Here is a 13,969-nt window from a genome sequence, read left to right as displayed (position 1 = left end):
CCAGCACGTTCGCGAGACCGCACGATCAGCACAGCAACCCGTGACCCCACCCACTCGGATCGTCCGGCACGTTCCTGCCGGTAGGAGGACCACACCATGGCGACTGTCACCTACGACTCCGCGACCCGGCTGTACGCCGGGGCCGACCGCCCCGCGGTGGACGCGCTCGACCTCGAGATCGAGGACGGTGAGTTCCTCGTCCTGGTCGGCCCCTCCGGCTGCGGCAAGTCGACCTCGCTGCGGATGCTCGCCGGCCTGGAGGACATCGACGGCGGGCGGATCCTCATCGGTGGCAAGGACGTCACCGACGTCGCCGCCAAGGAGCGGGACATCGCGATGGTGTTCCAGAACTACGCCCTGTACCCGCACATGACCGTCGCGGACAACATGGGCTTCGCGCTCAAGATGGCCGGCATCGGCAAGGAGGAGCGCCGCTCGCGGGTCGAGGACGCCGCCAAGCTGCTGGACCTGGAGCCCTACCTGGACCGCAAGCCCAAGGCGCTGTCGGGTGGCCAGCGGCAGCGGGTGGCGATGGGCCGGGCGATCGTCCGCTCCCCGCAGGTGTTCCTGATGGACGAGCCGCTGTCCAACCTGGACGCCAAGCTCCGGGTGCAGACCCGCACGCAGATCGCCTCGCTGCAGCGGCGCCTGGGCGTCACCACCGTCTACGTCACCCACGACCAGGTCGAGGCGATGACCATGGGCGACCGGGTGGCGGTGCTCAAGGACGGGCTGCTCATGCAGGTCGGCAAGCCGCGCGAGCTCTACGACTTCCCGCGCAACGTGTTCGTGGCCGGGTTCATCGGCTCGCCCGCGATGAACCTGTTCGAACTGCCCCAGGTCGACGGCGGCGTCCCGTTCGGCGACACCGTGTACCCGGTGGGCCGGGACGTGCTCGGCCACGCCGCCGGCAGCCAGGTCACCGTCGGCGTGCGCCCGGAGGACCTCGAGGTCTCCGCGAACGGGCTGCCGATCGACGTCGACGTGGTGGAGGAGCTCGGCGCCGACGCCTACGTGTACGGCCGGACCAGGGTCGGCGACGGCGAGAGCGACATCATCGCGCGGGTCGACGGGCGGCGTCCCCCGGCCAAGGGCGAGGTCATCCACGTGACCCCGCGACAGGGCCACGTGCACCTGTTCGACGTCGTCAGCGGCGAGCGCCTCGGATGACGGTGCTGCCCACCGGCGAGCAGTACGTGCTGCGCTGCGCCGACGCGGAGGCGGTCGTCGTCGAGGTCGGCGGCGGTCTGCGCAGCTACCGGTCGGGTGGCCGGGACGTGGTCGACGGCTACGGCGAGGGGGAGATGGCCGGAAACGCGCGTGGCCACGTCCTGGCGCCGTGGCCCAACCGGCTGCGCGACGGCCGCTACACCTGGGACGGCGAGGAGCACCTCACGCCGGTGTCTGAGCACGAGACCGGCAACGCGATCCACGGCCTCGTCCGCTTCCTGCCCTGGCGGGTGGTCGACCGGACCAGTGACTCGGTGCGGCTGGAGCTCCTGCTCCACCCGCAGCCGGGCTACCCGTGGACGCTGCGGTTGCAGGTCGGCTACGAACTGACGCCGGCCGGGCTCAGCGTGCAGACCACCGCCACCAACGAGGGCGACGTCGCGCTGCCCTACGGCGAGGGCCACCACCCCTACCTCGCCGCCGGCGCCGGGCTGCACGTCGACGACTGCACGCTGGTCGCCCCCGGGGCGACCCGGCTGGAGACCGACGAGCGCGCCCTGCCCACCGGCGCGAAGGAGGTCGACGGCACGCCCTACGACCTGCGCGCGGGCCGGCTGATCGGTGACCTGCGCATCGACCACTGCTTCACCGACCTCGAGCGGGACGCCGACGGGCTGGCCTGGGTGCGGTTGACCGGCCCCGACGGGCGCGGTGCCGCGGTCTGGCTGGACCCGGCCTACAGCCACCTGCAGCTGTTCACCGGCGACGTGGTGCCCGAGCCGCGCCGCCGGCAGGGGCTGGCCGTCGAGCCGATGACCTGTCCGCCGAACGCCTTCGCCACCGGGGAGTCGGTGATCCGCCTGGAGCCGGGGGAGTCGACCACCGCGACCTGGGGTCTCACGCCCCTGGGCTGAGCCGACCGACCACCTCTCCCGCCGTCCGGCGGGAGAGGTGGCACGGCCTCCGTAGACTCGATCGAGGTGCACGGCGACCCGTGCACCGCATCGATCGAGGAGAGTGCTGTGGCCGTCCGAGCCATCCGCGGTGCGACCCAGGTGGCCGCCGACGACCGGGACGAGGTCCTGGAGGCCACCCGGGAGCTGGTGAGCATGGTCCTGGCGCGCAACGAGCTGGACCCCGCTGACCTGATCAGCATCCTGTTCACCGCCACTCCCGACCTGGTGTCGGAGTTCCCGGCGCTGGCCGCGCGGGAGCTGGGGCTGGGCGACGTGCCGCTGATGTGCGCCACCGAGATCGCGGTGCCGCACGCCCTGCCGCGGGTGCTGCGGCTGATGGCGCACGTCGAGACCGACCGGGACCGGGCCGCCGTCCAGCACGTCTACCTGCGCGGGGCCGTGGCGCTCCGCCGGGACATCGCGCAGTGAGTGAGCAGGGGAGTGCAGCAGTGGGGGAGTTCCTCGGTCAGGTGACCCTGGACGGGCCGTCGGGGACCGGGAAGTCCAGCGTCGCCCGGGACGTCGCCGCCCGGCTGGGCGCGGCCTACCTGGACACCGGCGCCATGTACCGGGCGGCGACCGTCGCGGTGCTCGACGCCGGGGTCGACCTGACCGACACCGACGCCGTGACCCGCGCCGTCGCCTCCGCCGACATCCAGGTGGGGACGTCGGCCGGCGCTGAGCTGGTGCTGGTCGACGGCGTGGACGTGGCTGCCCGGATCCGGGGGGCGGAGGTGACCCGCACGGTGTCGCCGGTCTCCGCCGTCCCGGCCGTGCGCCGGATGCTGGTCGACCGGCAGCGCGCGCTGGTCGCCGAGGCCGACGCGGTCGTCGTCGAGGGCCGGGACATCGGCACCGTCGTCCTGCCCGACGCCACCCTGAAGGTCTACCTGACCGCCGCACCCGAGGCCCGCGCCCAGCGGCGGGCCGGTCAGCTGGGGGTCACCGACCCCGCCAAGATCGCCGAGATCGCCGCGGACCTGCGGCGTCGCGACGAGTACGACAGCAGCCGGGCCGACAGCCCGCTGCGCCCAGCTGTCGACGCCGTGGTCGTCGACAGCACCGGGCTGGACCGTGATGCCGTGGTCGAGCGTGTGCTCGACCTGGCGCGCACTGCAGTAGGAGCAGCATGAGCATGGACAACGACCTCGACGTCCCCGGTGGTGACGAGCCCACCGGCCCGCTCCCGGTGGTGGCCATCGTGGGACGGCCGAACGTCGGCAAGTCGACCCTGGTCAACCGGTTCCTGGGCCGTCGCGCCGCTGTCGTCCAGGACATCCCGGGCGTCACCCGGGACCGCATCCCGTACCAGGCGCTGTGGAACGGCAAGAACTTCACCGTCGTCGACACCGGCGGCTGGGAGCCGAAGGCGACCGGCATGGCCGCCTCCATCGCCCGGCAGGCCGAGTACGCGATGAAGACCGCCGACGTGATCGTGCTGGTCGTGGACGCCGCGGTCGGGGTGACCGAGACCGACCTGGCCGCCGCCCGGGTGCTGCGGCGCAGCAAGACGCCGGTGATCCTGGTGGCCAACAAGGTGGACGACGAGCGGGGCGAGTCGAACGCCGCCGAGCTGTGGTCGCTGGGCCTGGGGGAGCCGTTCTCGGTCAGTGCGCTGCACGGCCGGGGGAGCGGTGACCTGCTCGACCTGGTGCTGGACGCGATGCCGGAGGCACCCCGCGAGCAGGACGACGTGGGCGGCCCCCGCCGGGTGGCCCTCGTCGGCCGGCCGAACGTCGGCAAGTCCAGCCTGATCAACCGGCTGTCCAAGGAGGAGCGCTCGGTCGTCGACTCGGTGGCCGGCACCACGGTCGACCCGGTCGACTCCCTGGTGACCCTCGGCGAGGAGCAGTGGCGGTTCGTCGACACCGCGGGGCTGCGCCGCAAGGTCAACACCGCCAGCGGCACCGAGTACTACGCCAGCCTGCGCACCGAGGCGGCGATCGAGGCCGCCGAGGTCGCGGTCGTGCTGCTGGCCGCCGACGAGGTGATCAGCGAGCAGGACCAGCGGGTGATCACCCAGGTGATCGAGGCCGGCCGCGCGCTGGTCATCGCCTTCAACAAGTGGGACAACGTCGACGAGGACCGGCACGCCCAGCTGGAGAAGGAGATCGACCGCGACCTGGCCCGGATCCAGTGGGCCAGCCGGGTCAACATCTCGGCGACCACCGGTCGCGGGGTGAACAAGCTGGCCGGTCACCTGAAGACAGCGCTGGCCGGCTGGGAGACCCGGGTGCCCACCGCGGAGCTGAACACGTTCATCCGGGCGCTGGTGCAGGAGACCCCGCCGCCGGCCCGTGGTGGTCGCGCCCCGAAGATCAAGTACGTGACCCAGGCCGACGTCCGTCCGCCCCGGTTCGTGGTCTTCTCCACCGGCTTCCTGGAGGCCGGGTACCGGCGGTTCCTGGAGCGCAAGCTGCGCGAGCAGTTCGGCTTCCACGGCACCCCGATCGACGTCTCGGTCAAGGTGCGCGAGAGCAAGGCGCGCGAGCGCAAGGGCTGACCCGGCCCACGGGGCAGCGGACCGGGTGCGGTAACCTTCTCGGGCAGCGTCCGGGGCCGTGAGGCACCTGGGGCTCGGGCTGTAGCGCAGCTTGGTAGCGCACTTGACTGGGGGTCAAGGGGTCGCAGGTTCAAATCCTGTCAGCCCGACAGAGAAGTTGCAGGTGAGAGGCGGGTCGTCCGAAACGGGCGGCCCGCCTCTTTGGTGAGTACAGCAACCGGTACAGCAACGCGACTTCAGACAGCAGGATCACCACTCCAACGCCTCGTCGAGCCGGTCAGCGGCTTCCCGCCGTTGCGCCGGTGCCACATGGCTGTAGATGTCGGCGGTGATCGCGTAGGACGAGTGGCCGAGGTGCTCCTGCACGACCTTCGTGTGCGTGCCGGCGGCGAGCAGGAAGCTCGCGGCCGAGTGCCGCAACGTGTGCAGGTGGACGTCGCGGAGACCGGCTCGCTCCGCAAGGGTCTCGAATCTCCGGAGCACGTTGCGCGGCTCCAGCGGTGTGCCGACCTCGGTGGTGAAGAGGAGGTCGCTGTCCCGCCAGGCTTCACCGGCCGCGAGCTGCTCCGTGGCCTGCTGCCGACGGTGTGCCCGCAGCGCGGTGACCGTCGAGCGGGGGAGTGGAACCGACCGGCGCGACTTCTCGGTCTTCGGCTCGCCGAGCTGGAGACCCTTCGAGGTTCGGGTCAGCGTCCAGCGGACCCTGAGCGTGCCGCCGTCGAGGTCGACGTCCGACCAGTGCAGCCCGAGTGCCTCTCCGCGGCGGAGTCCGGTGGCCAGCATCAATCGGAACAGCGGCTCCAGCCGTTCGCCTCGCATGGAGTCGAGAAGGCGATGGGCGTCGTCCACCGTGAGGAAGGCAGCGTCCTGGCGCTCGACTGCCGGGCGCCTGACTGCCGCGGCAGGGTTCCGGCCGAGGAGGCCATCGCGCACGGCGATGTCGAGAGCAGCCCGCAGCACGGTGTAGATGGTGCGCACGGTGGAGGGCGCCAGGCCGGCCCTGCGTTTGGACACGATGAGCGCCTCGACGTCCGACGGCCGAATTCGGTCCAGTGGCCGGGTCCCGAGAGCGGGGACCAGGTGCTTGCGAGCGATCGTTGCGTACAGGTCGATGGTCGCCTGCTTGCGGTCGCTGGCGGGCAGTGCCTTGGTGCTCCAGTCCTCCAGCCACGCGCTCAGCGACATGGTGGTGTCCTTCACCGGTGCACCGGCATCCAGCCGCTCGCGCAGGACCTTCATCTTTGACCGGACCTCGGTCTGCGTCCGCCCGTAGACCGTCCTGCGCTTCATGGTCCCGTACTCGTCGCGGTAGCTGACCTCGCCTGACCACCTGCCGTCGCTCCGTCTGAATACCGAGCCCTCGCCGTTCGCTCGCTTCGCCACGTCGTCCTCTGCTGTCTTCCGTCAGGGCTTCTTGCCGATGCCGCGCTCGCTGTCTGCAGCCGGCCGCTTCACCGCGCCATCGGCGGTCGAGCCCGGGGAGTCAGCGCAGCTCGGTTCGGTCCGAAGCCTCCAACCGATTGACGTAGCGCTGGAGCTCGGCTCGGGACAACCGACAACTACGTCCGATGTGCACAGGACGCAGAGCGCCGATGTTGATCAGCGTGTAGAGGGTCGTGCGGCTGATGCTGAGTGCCTTCGCGGCTTGTGCAGCGGTCAGCAGCAGCGGATCTTCCGCCAGCACGTCCCTGAGCAGCTGCGGCTCGGCCATGTCGCGCCCCTCATCAGCGTCCGCGGACCCCCCTTCCTGGCGGGTCCTCCTGGCAGGAGAGGCGTCAGGGCGGCCCAATCCATGACAGCCGCCGAAGCGCGAGATCGGCGACGCCATGCGCTCTCTTCGCAGGAACGTCATGACCAGCAACGATGGATCAACTTCCGTCAGCCACGGTTGGCGATGATCGCCCCCATCGAGGGGCCCGCCCCGTGTCGACGCAGACGTGCCCAGCGCGCGGGTGCGCAACATCGCCACCGTTCAGGGACTCCCGTGGTCCCGGGCGACGGCGGTCAAGTTCGGGGAGAAGTGGCGCATCGGTGCGGTGTCCGCGCCAAGTGGACCGTCAAAGCCGGGGTGGCAGATGTATCCAGCACGCCGCAACGGGGAGCGGCTACCGGGAGGCCGTGACCGGCTGGTTGGCCCTGACCGCGGCGACAGTGTCGGTCCCGAGGGGGGACTGCCCCCGGTTTGGTTGACTCATTGACCTGCCCCACGGATCAGTTACCTCGACAGCTCTGAGGATTCGGGCCTTGCTGCGAAGGTGCATGCCGTGCCGAAGCCGTATCCAGCCGAGTTCCGTGCCCGCGCTGTTGCCCTGGTCCGCGCTGGCCGTCCGATCAGCCGAGTCGCAGTCGAGCTCGGCGTCAGCGAGGGCGGTCTGCACAACTGGGTCCGTCAAGACCGCATCGACCGGGGTGAGATCGCCGGCGTGACGACGAGTGAGAACGCCGAGCTTCAGCGAGCTCGTAGGCGGATCCGCGAGTTGGAGCTGCAGGTTGAGATTCTGACCAAGGCGTCGGCAGGCATTCTTGGCCGAGGAGCGACCGCACCCAAGATGGTTCACCCGGTGATCGACAGGCTCGTCGACGCCGGGCTACCGGCCAAGGTCTGCTGCCGCGTGCTGGGCGTCAGCAGCCCTGGCTACTACAAGTACCGAACACGGCCGATGTCTCCCACCCGAATGCGCAGGCAGTGGCTGACCGGTCTGACCCGTGAGGTGCACCTGGCCTCGCGCGGCACCTACGGCTCCCGTCGGGTGCACGCGGAGCTGACGATCGGAATGGACGTTCAGGTCAGCGAGCGGCTCGTCGCGGTGCTGATGAGCGGCGCCGGGATCTACGGGCTGACGGGGCCCACGCGGATCAAGCGCGTGCGCGGCCTGGTGACCGCCGACGACCTGGTCAACCGCAAGTTCGCACGGCAACGACCGAACGAGCTGTGGGTCACCGACATCACCGAACACCCGACCCGCGAAGGGAAGGTCTACTGCTGCTGCGTCATGGACACCTTCAGCCGCAAGATCGTCGGCTGGTCCATCGACTCGATGCAGACCTCCAGCCTCGTCGTGAACGCCCTCGACATGGCCATCAAGAACCGGCAGCCCGCAGCCCGCAGCCGGCGGCATCGTGCACGCCGACCACGGCGTTCAGTTCACCTCGTGGTCCTTCGGCGAGAAGATCCGCTCCGCCGGGCTGATGCCGTCATTCGGAACAGTCGGGGACGGCCTGGACAACGCCATGATCGAATCGTTCTGGTCCTCGATGCAGATCGAGCTGCTCAACCGACGCAAGTGGCGCACCCGAGTCGAGTTGGCCAACGCCATGTTCGACTACATCGAAATCTTCCATAACCGCCAGCGCCGCCACTCCCAACTCAGCTACCGCACCCCGATCGAGCACGAGCTAGCGTTCCTCACACCATCCGTCCCTGCCTGAACCTCAGAGCTCGAGGGGTAACGAACCGGTAGGGCAGGTCATCTGGTGGGGGTGGTCAAGCCGCGGTAGCGGCGAGGTTGAGTGTCTCGTACTCGACTGGCGTGAGTCGTCCGAGGCGGCGTTGCCGGCGTCGGCGGTGGTAGGACCGCTCGATCCAGGTGATGATCGCCAGCCGTAGTTTCTCTCGAGTCGCCCAGCGGTGTCGGTCGAGCACGCTCTTCTGCAGCAGGGCGAAGAACGACTCCATGGCCGCGTTGTCGCCGCAGGCACCGACCCGGCCCATCGAGCCGACCAGGCCGTTGTTCTTGATGGTGCGGACGAAGGAGTTCGACCGGAACTGACTGGGTTCAATCGGTCGTTGCAACACCCGCTTGTTGGAGCGACCGTAGTTGCTCGTCCAGGACCTCCGCAGGCACCCCGTCCCCGCCACCCCGTCTCCGACCACGGCCGGACCGACGCCAGTTGCTTCGCCATCCGCAGGGGGAGCCGCCCCGGGCACCGGGCCTGAGACCCGCGGCGTTCAGTCGCGGTCTGTCAGGACGCCTTGCTCGTAGACCAAGGTGCCGTCGGTGGTGTACCGGAAGCCCTGACCGCCGGGGATGTGACAGTCGACGCCGTCGGTGAGCACTTCGCAGGTGGCCATGTCCCCGTCGTTGGTGGGGAAGTCGAACGTGGCGCCTGAGACTTGGGTTGTCGACGCCACTCCGGCGAACTGGGCGGGACCGCACGGGTCGAAGAACCCGCCGGTCAAGTCGATGCTCATCACCGCCACCGTGCCCGCCGGGCAAGTGCTTTGGCCCCGGGTTTCGCAAGCGACCGCATACCCGTCAAAGGCTCCGCACACCAGCAGGCCCAGCGGGTCGCTAAAGGCCGCGGGCGCGGGCGGAGGCTCAGGTGCGGGGGGTGCCACGGTGACGTTCTGAAAGACCTTCCCCAGGGCGGTGAACGCCAGGTTCTGCGCGGTGGAGACCAACGCCTTCGCGGTGTCAGGGAGCACCGCCAACGCGTTCATAACGTCGTTCTTGAAAGCAACGCCGGTCACCCTGCTGGCCGTCTTGATCGCGTCCAGAGCGCACTCAGCGGCCGACTTGGCCAGCGAGTCGTAGGTCTCCTGGTTGTCGTCCTCGGTGATGCGGGTGCTCAGGGCCGACACGCAGTCCACTGCCCCACTGATGGCCTGCATCCCGGCGGCCGCGCCGCCAGCGGTGCGTACCTGCCGGGTCACCTCCAGGAGGATCTCCGAGCGGGTGCGCACGGTGACCGCGGCGTACTCGAACACACGGGTGGAGGTCGTGGTGATGACCCCGGCCACCCGGGTGACCTCAAGGCGGGCCGGAGGGTAGAGCACCAAGGCGACCAGGGCCGCGTCGATGAGCAGGCCCTCGTAGTCCGGGCGCAGACCCACGTCGATGTTGCGCCCGTCAGCAGCTAAGGAGGCCATGGTCTCAGCCGTCAGGCTGCTCTCGGTGGCGCCGCGGGCCGGAAGGATGTTGGTGCCGAACGGGGCGTGCAGCAGCCGGGACAGCAAGGTGGCAGTGGAGGAGCCCAAGTCGTACTGGGTGAGCCCAAGACCGAAACGGTCCGGGGTGTCGGCGACGTAAGCCAGCCAAGCCCGGTTGGTCATCCGCAGTACCCCTGAGCCGTCGGGGTTGACTACCACGCAGCCGGAAACCTCAGGCAGCGACGTCGTCACCGTCCAGTCCGGGGAGGCGGAAGAGCAGTCGGCTTCCTGCACCAGCACACCGAAGGCACGCCCCACCGCCCCGCTGGTGGCTCGGGCGGCGCTGGCGGCGGCGTCCCACATGGCCTGCACCCCGATGGGTGCGTTCTCCAGCACGTAGCGGCCGCCATCGAGCACGGCTTGCCCGCCGGTGACGGCCGCGCGACCCACTGATCGTCCGATGTCGCTGACCGGATCGACCACCCAGGTGTTGAACCAGGAAAAGTGCGGAGCCTCTGCGGTGAGCAGGCCAGTGGTTGGGTCGTAGGTGGATTCCAAGGGCAGCCAGGTGCCCAGTTCCTCACTGAAGGTGGCCATGAAAACCAACTCGGGGGCGACTGGCGCACCCTCGACTTGGGGCAATAGAGCCGGGTCCACGGGCAACTGCACCAGAGCGCCCGGTACCTCGTCCAGGTCGCCGAAGTTGATGTCAACCGGTGTTCCGACTTCCAAGGCGTACTCGACGATCAGGTCTCTCGGTGGCGGTGCTTCTGCCGAGTCCTGGAGCACGGTGACTTCGGTGTCCTCGGTCAAGGCGCCGATAGGCACGGTCACCTTGGGTCCGCCATCAGGGCCCACGGTCCCACCGGACGGGCCGACGGTGTAGCCCTCGGAGACCCCCGGGGCATCTCGCCCCGAGTCCCGGTTGAGGGCGAACCAGCCGCCAGCGACGACCACGGCCAAGGCGGCCACGACCGCCACCGGCAGCACCCAGGTTGGTCGTCGAGATGGTGCCGTGCTGGTCATACCAAGCCCCCCGGAACGGCCGACCACCCCCGGGTCAGTTTGCGCCGGAGTGTGCGGTGCCGCGGACGGGCGGTCAATGCCCTTCCGCGTCATGGCCCGCTTCCGCCAGTCGGTCTCCCGACTGTTCACCGAAACCACTGTCGAGGGCTGGGTCGAGGTCAACCCGATGCTGCGCACGAAGGTGAAGCCCCGCCTCAAGGGCATGACCAACGCAGCCTGCAAGGCCCTCCCTCAGGCCTCGGCCGACGCCGCTACCGACCTGCCCGACGATGCTCAGGTCCGCCCGGACGGAACGCAGCAGTGCGTCGACATGCGTCTGGGTACGCGCGACACGTTCTTACTGCGCCTGCTGATGGAGGTCGGGCCCCGTGTCTCCGAGGTGTCCCTGGCCGATCGCGCCGACATCGAGCGCCGCGGCGGCGACACCGTGTGGCTGCGCCTGTTCGGCAAGGGCGCCAGGAAGCGCTGGGGGCGCCTGTCCGACGACACCATGGCCGCCTACAGCGACTACCTGGATGGAGGCCGCCCCGAATCGGCAGCCCGGCTGCGCCTGGACCCCGACACGGGCGAGGAGATCGTGATCGACCCGGTCGACGACGCCGACCGGGCACTCCTGCTCACCTGGCCCGGACTGCGCATGCAGCCCCGGGTCATCCAGTTGTTGGTCGCCCGGGCCAGCCAGCGCCTGCCTGCCGACCTGCGCCGGGCTGTCACCCCGTACGGTCTCCGGCACACCGCGGCCACCCTGCTACTCACCTCCGGCGCCGCGGACCTCAAGACCGTGCATGCACTGCTCGGACACGCCTCCATCGCCACCACCGGCGTCTACCTGGACACCGTCACGCCGCCCTAGTGCAGGCCGTGCGCGACCACCCGGTCACCGGCCGCACCTTCCACCGGCCCTCCGGGCGCCCTGGAGCCCAGACCGCGCATCACGCTGGGTGACCCAGGGGCGGTCACTCCGCGCAGAACGGAGGTCTGGCCCTCGGGCCATCAGATGGAACGATCTTGATGGCAGCAAGAGTCGTCACAGAGCGTGCCGGCATACCGCGGCCGCCCGCCCGCCTCTCACGAGGCTTGGGCCGAACAAGACCAGTCGACGTCGCCGTCAGAAGTAGCCGGGCTCCATGTGGGTGACCTCGCCGCCGGAGACACCGAACCGAAACACGGGCCCGGTGCGGTACAGGTCGTCGTCACTCACCGGGAAGTCCGTATCCAGGGTTCCGAGGTCAGCAGGCCGGACTGTGACTTCGCTAAACTCGTCGGGGGTGTAGGCCACCGGCCCAACGATGGCCATCGCCCGCACCAACTGGTCCTGGTTGCGGAAGTAGACGTCGGTGCACTCCCCGGGACCACTCGGGGTAACGCCGTCCTCGTTGCACGCGGCCTGTGCCTCTGCGCCTTCGTACCGGATCACCTGGTCGATGTAGACCTCACCGCTGAACGCGCCCCGGAGGATGCCGTAGTAGGTGCCGTCGGGCAGGCCCTCATGCCGGATGGGCTGATCGGTCAGCGCGCTCTCCGCCTCCTGCAGCCTGAACTCGGCGCCGTCCCACCGCCAGGTCGCCGCCCCGAAGTGCAGCGGGCAGCAGGGCGGGTCGGTCGGGCCGAACATCCGACCCGCGATGCTGATGTCCCGCCCGCTGGTCGTGAGGTCCGCGGTCAGCGAGAAGTAGGCGTCGTCCTGCTCGTCGCCTTGCAGGTGGCCCAGTACCGCCGGTTGATCACCCTGGAGGTCGAAGACCACGACCTCCATAGGGCTGGACCCGGTTCCGGTCGGACACCGGAGCTCAACGAGCATGTCCGGGTAGCCGTCCTCCGTAACGTCCACGGTGGTCTGGGTGTTCTCGTCCGAACCAGGGCTGGGCGCTACGACGGTATTGGCGCAGCCGCGTGCAGCGACGGCCTCGGCATACCAGTCGGTGTTCGCGGTGATCTCGGCGATGTGCTCGGCTTGTCGGCGGGCCGTCGCGGCCGCCTCTTCGTTGTTTCGCGCCTCAGAGGCGTTGGTGCAGAAGCCGACAGCCTGGAAGCAGCCCACGGCGGCTCCCAAGTAGGCCTGCTGCCCGTAGACGTTGGGGTGGGCTGACTCCTTGATGTCGGGGAAGATGCGCTGCGGATCGCCCGTAGGGACCTCTCCTGCGGCGGGGTAGCCGAGGCGCACTCGATTCATCCAACGCTCTCCGTTGACGGTCGTGGGATCACCGTCGGGTTCTGGGTTCACGCAAAGACCGTGGTTCTGGAACCCGTTGCGCATGTCCACGTGCCGGATTCCCGCTTCGGTGGCCAGTCGGGCAATCCGGTCGTCGAGTCCGTCGACGAATATGTTGATCGCCCGCTGCTCATCTTCGTCCATAATCGCGCCGGTCCCTGACCCGAAGCCGCACGCGCCATCGGGGTCCCTAGGGAAGGCGTAGGGGTAGGACAGCGAAACGACGGGGGCCCCTGCTGGCGCTTCAGCGGCGATGGACGCCATGACCGACGCGATGTCATTGGTCCGGTACCCAGCGGCCCTGCATTCGTCGGCGTTGGGCAGTGCTCCGTCGACGATGATGCCCAAGCCGTAGTCCAGGCAGCGCGTTCGCCGCTCGGCCTCCGGCTGACATTGGAGGGCGTTTAGGCTCCGCAGGAACCGCAGCAAAATAGGCTCGACGGAGATGCCAGCGATCTCGGTTCCGAGCGGCAAGTATCCGTCAAAGAGACAGTTCTTCACCACGTCGGCGAAACCCACGTCGTTGCCACCGAACGAGAAGACGACGGCGGCTGTGTCGTCCGGGAAGGCCGTGGTGTCTCCGGGACGGGGTGACACCTGAGAGGCCTGGCCGTCATCCGACAGTTGCGCACCGAAGTAGTCCGAGGAGGTGGCTCCGCTGCAGGCCCGGAAGTCCAGGGTCATGCCCAACTGCTCAGCCATGCGCGGCCCGTAGGCCATGGGCGATCGGTGACAACGGTTGTCGGGGATGTCCGTCCCCGGGTAGTAGTAGTTGTCCGCCGCGGCCCAGTAGTCGACGTTGTACCGAGTCTTCTCCACCCGCGAGATGCCGAAAGGGGCGCCCTCACCGGCGGTGAAGGAGTCGCCCAGGACGACCAACGTGCCGTTCGGCCCGGTGGGAACAGGTGGCGGTTCATCGCTAATGCCCAGCGGGAACGGGCAGTCGGCGGCATAGTGCATCACCCCGTCGTTACCCATGACCTCAGGCGGACCGCAGGCCGGGCCCGTGGTCATGACCGCGAGACTCTGCATGACCAGCGACGGGTTCATGCTCTGGGCAGCGTTCGCCCCCATGCCGTAAAGCATGGCCACCACGAGCCCTAAAGCCACCACGGTGATCCGCAGGACCTTGAAGCGGCGGCTTCGGCGTCGCGGCGCGTGCTGCTGCTCTGTGTCGTTCCGATGCCCCCGCATGGGCGGCAACGTACGCAGAACCGCCTCTGGTGGGCAGA

Annotated in this window: 10 protein-coding genes, 1 tRNA gene and 2 pseudogenes; 8 read left to right on the top strand and 5 right to left on the bottom strand. The window is 69.3% G+C overall.

From position 1 onward, the window contains the following. Positions 1-96: 96 nt before the first annotated feature. The 6 genes from O2W15_RS11840 (at position 97) to O2W15_RS11815 (ending at position 4,778) form a co-directional block, all read left to right on the top strand. A complete protein-coding gene (locus O2W15_RS11840; protein WP_269179568.1) occupies positions 97-1,170 on the top strand; it encodes an ABC transporter ATP-binding protein in 1,074 nt (357 codons plus the stop codon). Further along, on the top strand, positions 1,167-2,084 hold the full coding sequence (locus tag O2W15_RS11835) for an aldose 1-epimerase family protein (protein ID WP_269179567.1): 918 nt from the start codon (positions 1,167-1,169) through the stop codon (positions 2,082-2,084). The genes O2W15_RS11840 and O2W15_RS11835 overlap by 4 nt, the downstream gene beginning before the upstream one ends. Before the next feature lie 108 nt (positions 2,085-2,192). Then, positions 2,193-2,555: a chorismate mutase gene (gene aroH / locus O2W15_RS11830; RefSeq protein WP_269179566.1), complete on the top strand. Its 363-nt coding sequence runs from the start codon at positions 2,193-2,195 to the stop codon at positions 2,553-2,555. Beyond that, entirely contained in the window at positions 2,552-3,259 is a 708-nt protein-coding gene (cmk, locus tag O2W15_RS11825) for a (d)CMP kinase (protein WP_269164259.1), read from the top strand. The genes aroH and cmk overlap by 4 nt, the downstream gene beginning before the upstream one ends. Next, entirely contained in the window at positions 3,256-4,629 is a 1,374-nt protein-coding gene (gene der / locus O2W15_RS11820; RefSeq protein ID WP_269179565.1) for a ribosome biogenesis GTPase Der, read from the top strand. The genes cmk and der overlap by 4 nt, the downstream gene beginning before the upstream one ends. A 75-nt stretch (positions 4,630-4,704) precedes the next feature. Next, a tRNA-Pro gene (locus tag O2W15_RS11815) sits at positions 4,705-4,778 on the top strand. A 100-nt stretch (positions 4,779-4,878) separates the two neighbouring features. On the opposite strand, the gene O2W15_RS11810 is transcribed toward O2W15_RS11815, so the two are convergent. Together O2W15_RS11810 and O2W15_RS11805 are read right to left on the bottom strand one after the other, a co-directional pair. Next, on the bottom strand, positions 4,879-5,919 hold the full coding sequence (locus O2W15_RS11810) for a tyrosine-type recombinase/integrase (RefSeq protein WP_269179564.1): 1,041 nt from the start codon (positions 5,917-5,919) through the stop codon (positions 4,879-4,881). A 193-nt stretch (positions 5,920-6,112) separates the two neighbouring features. Beyond that, entirely contained in the window at positions 6,113-6,340 is a 228-nt protein-coding gene (locus O2W15_RS11805) for a helix-turn-helix domain-containing protein (RefSeq protein ID WP_269164262.1), read from the bottom strand. Positions 6,341-6,893: 553 nt separating this feature from the next. Here O2W15_RS11805 and O2W15_RS11800 point away from each other — a divergent pair. After that, positions 6,894-8,058 (top strand): annotated as a pseudogene (locus O2W15_RS11800) (IS3 family transposase). 55 nt (positions 8,059-8,113) lie between these two features. On the opposite strand, the pseudogene O2W15_RS11795 reads toward O2W15_RS11800, so the two are convergent. Together O2W15_RS11795 and O2W15_RS11790 are read right to left on the bottom strand one after the other, a co-directional pair. After that, positions 8,114-8,401: pseudogene (locus tag O2W15_RS11795) on the bottom strand (IS3 family transposase); the annotation flags it as partial. A 177-nt stretch (positions 8,402-8,578) separates the two neighbouring features. Continuing rightward, positions 8,579-10,480 (bottom strand): hypothetical protein, encoded by a 1,902-nt coding sequence (locus O2W15_RS11790; protein ID WP_269179563.1) that lies wholly within the window; start codon positions 10,478-10,480, stop codon positions 8,579-8,581. Positions 10,481-10,616: 136 nt separating this feature from the next. On the opposite strand from O2W15_RS11790, the gene O2W15_RS11785 reads away from it, so the two are divergent. Beyond that, complete coding sequence (locus tag O2W15_RS11785; RefSeq protein WP_269164265.1) at positions 10,617-11,378, top strand: tyrosine-type recombinase/integrase; 762 nt, start codon at positions 10,617-10,619, stop codon at positions 11,376-11,378. A gap of 255 nt (positions 11,379-11,633) precedes the next feature. Here O2W15_RS11785 and O2W15_RS11780 read toward each other — a convergent pair whose 3' ends face one another. Then, entirely contained in the window at positions 11,634-13,931 is a 2,298-nt protein-coding gene (locus tag O2W15_RS11780) for an SGNH/GDSL hydrolase family protein (protein ID WP_269179562.1), read from the bottom strand. Between the last annotated feature and the right edge of the window lie 38 nt (positions 13,932-13,969).

The sequence above is a fragment of the Modestobacter sp. VKM Ac-2979 genome, from assembly GCF_026967995.1.
Classification (GTDB): Bacteria; Actinomycetota; Actinomycetes; order Mycobacteriales; family Geodermatophilaceae; genus Modestobacter.
Note: the sequence above shows the minus strand (reverse complement) of the source record. Positions and strands in the feature narration are given on the sequence as shown.

Bases quoted from the DNA above. Each gene is read 5' to 3' on its own strand.
- O2W15_RS11840 (WP_269179568.1), top strand. From the start codon at position 97: ATGGCGACTGTCACCTACGACTCCGCGACCCGGCTGTACGCCGGGGCC.
- O2W15_RS11835 (WP_269179567.1), top strand. From the start codon at position 1,167: ATGACGGTGCTGCCCACCGGCGAGCAGTACGTGCTGCGCTGCGCCGAC.
- der (WP_269179565.1), top strand. From the start codon at position 3,256: ATGAGCATGGACAACGACCTCGACGTCCCCGGTGGTGACGAGCCCACC.
- O2W15_RS11810 (WP_269179564.1), bottom strand. From the start codon at position 5,919: ATGAAGCGCAGGACGGTCTACGGGCGGACGCAGACCGAGGTCCGGTCA.
- O2W15_RS11805 (WP_269164262.1), bottom strand. From the start codon at position 6,340: ATGGCCGAGCCGCAGCTGCTCAGGGACGTGCTGGCGGAAGATCCGCTG.
- O2W15_RS11785 (WP_269164265.1), top strand. From the start codon at position 10,617: ATGGCCCGCTTCCGCCAGTCGGTCTCCCGACTGTTCACCGAAACCACT.
- O2W15_RS11780 (WP_269179562.1), bottom strand. From the start codon at position 13,931: ATGCGGGGGCATCGGAACGACACAGAGCAGCAGCACGCGCCGCGACGC.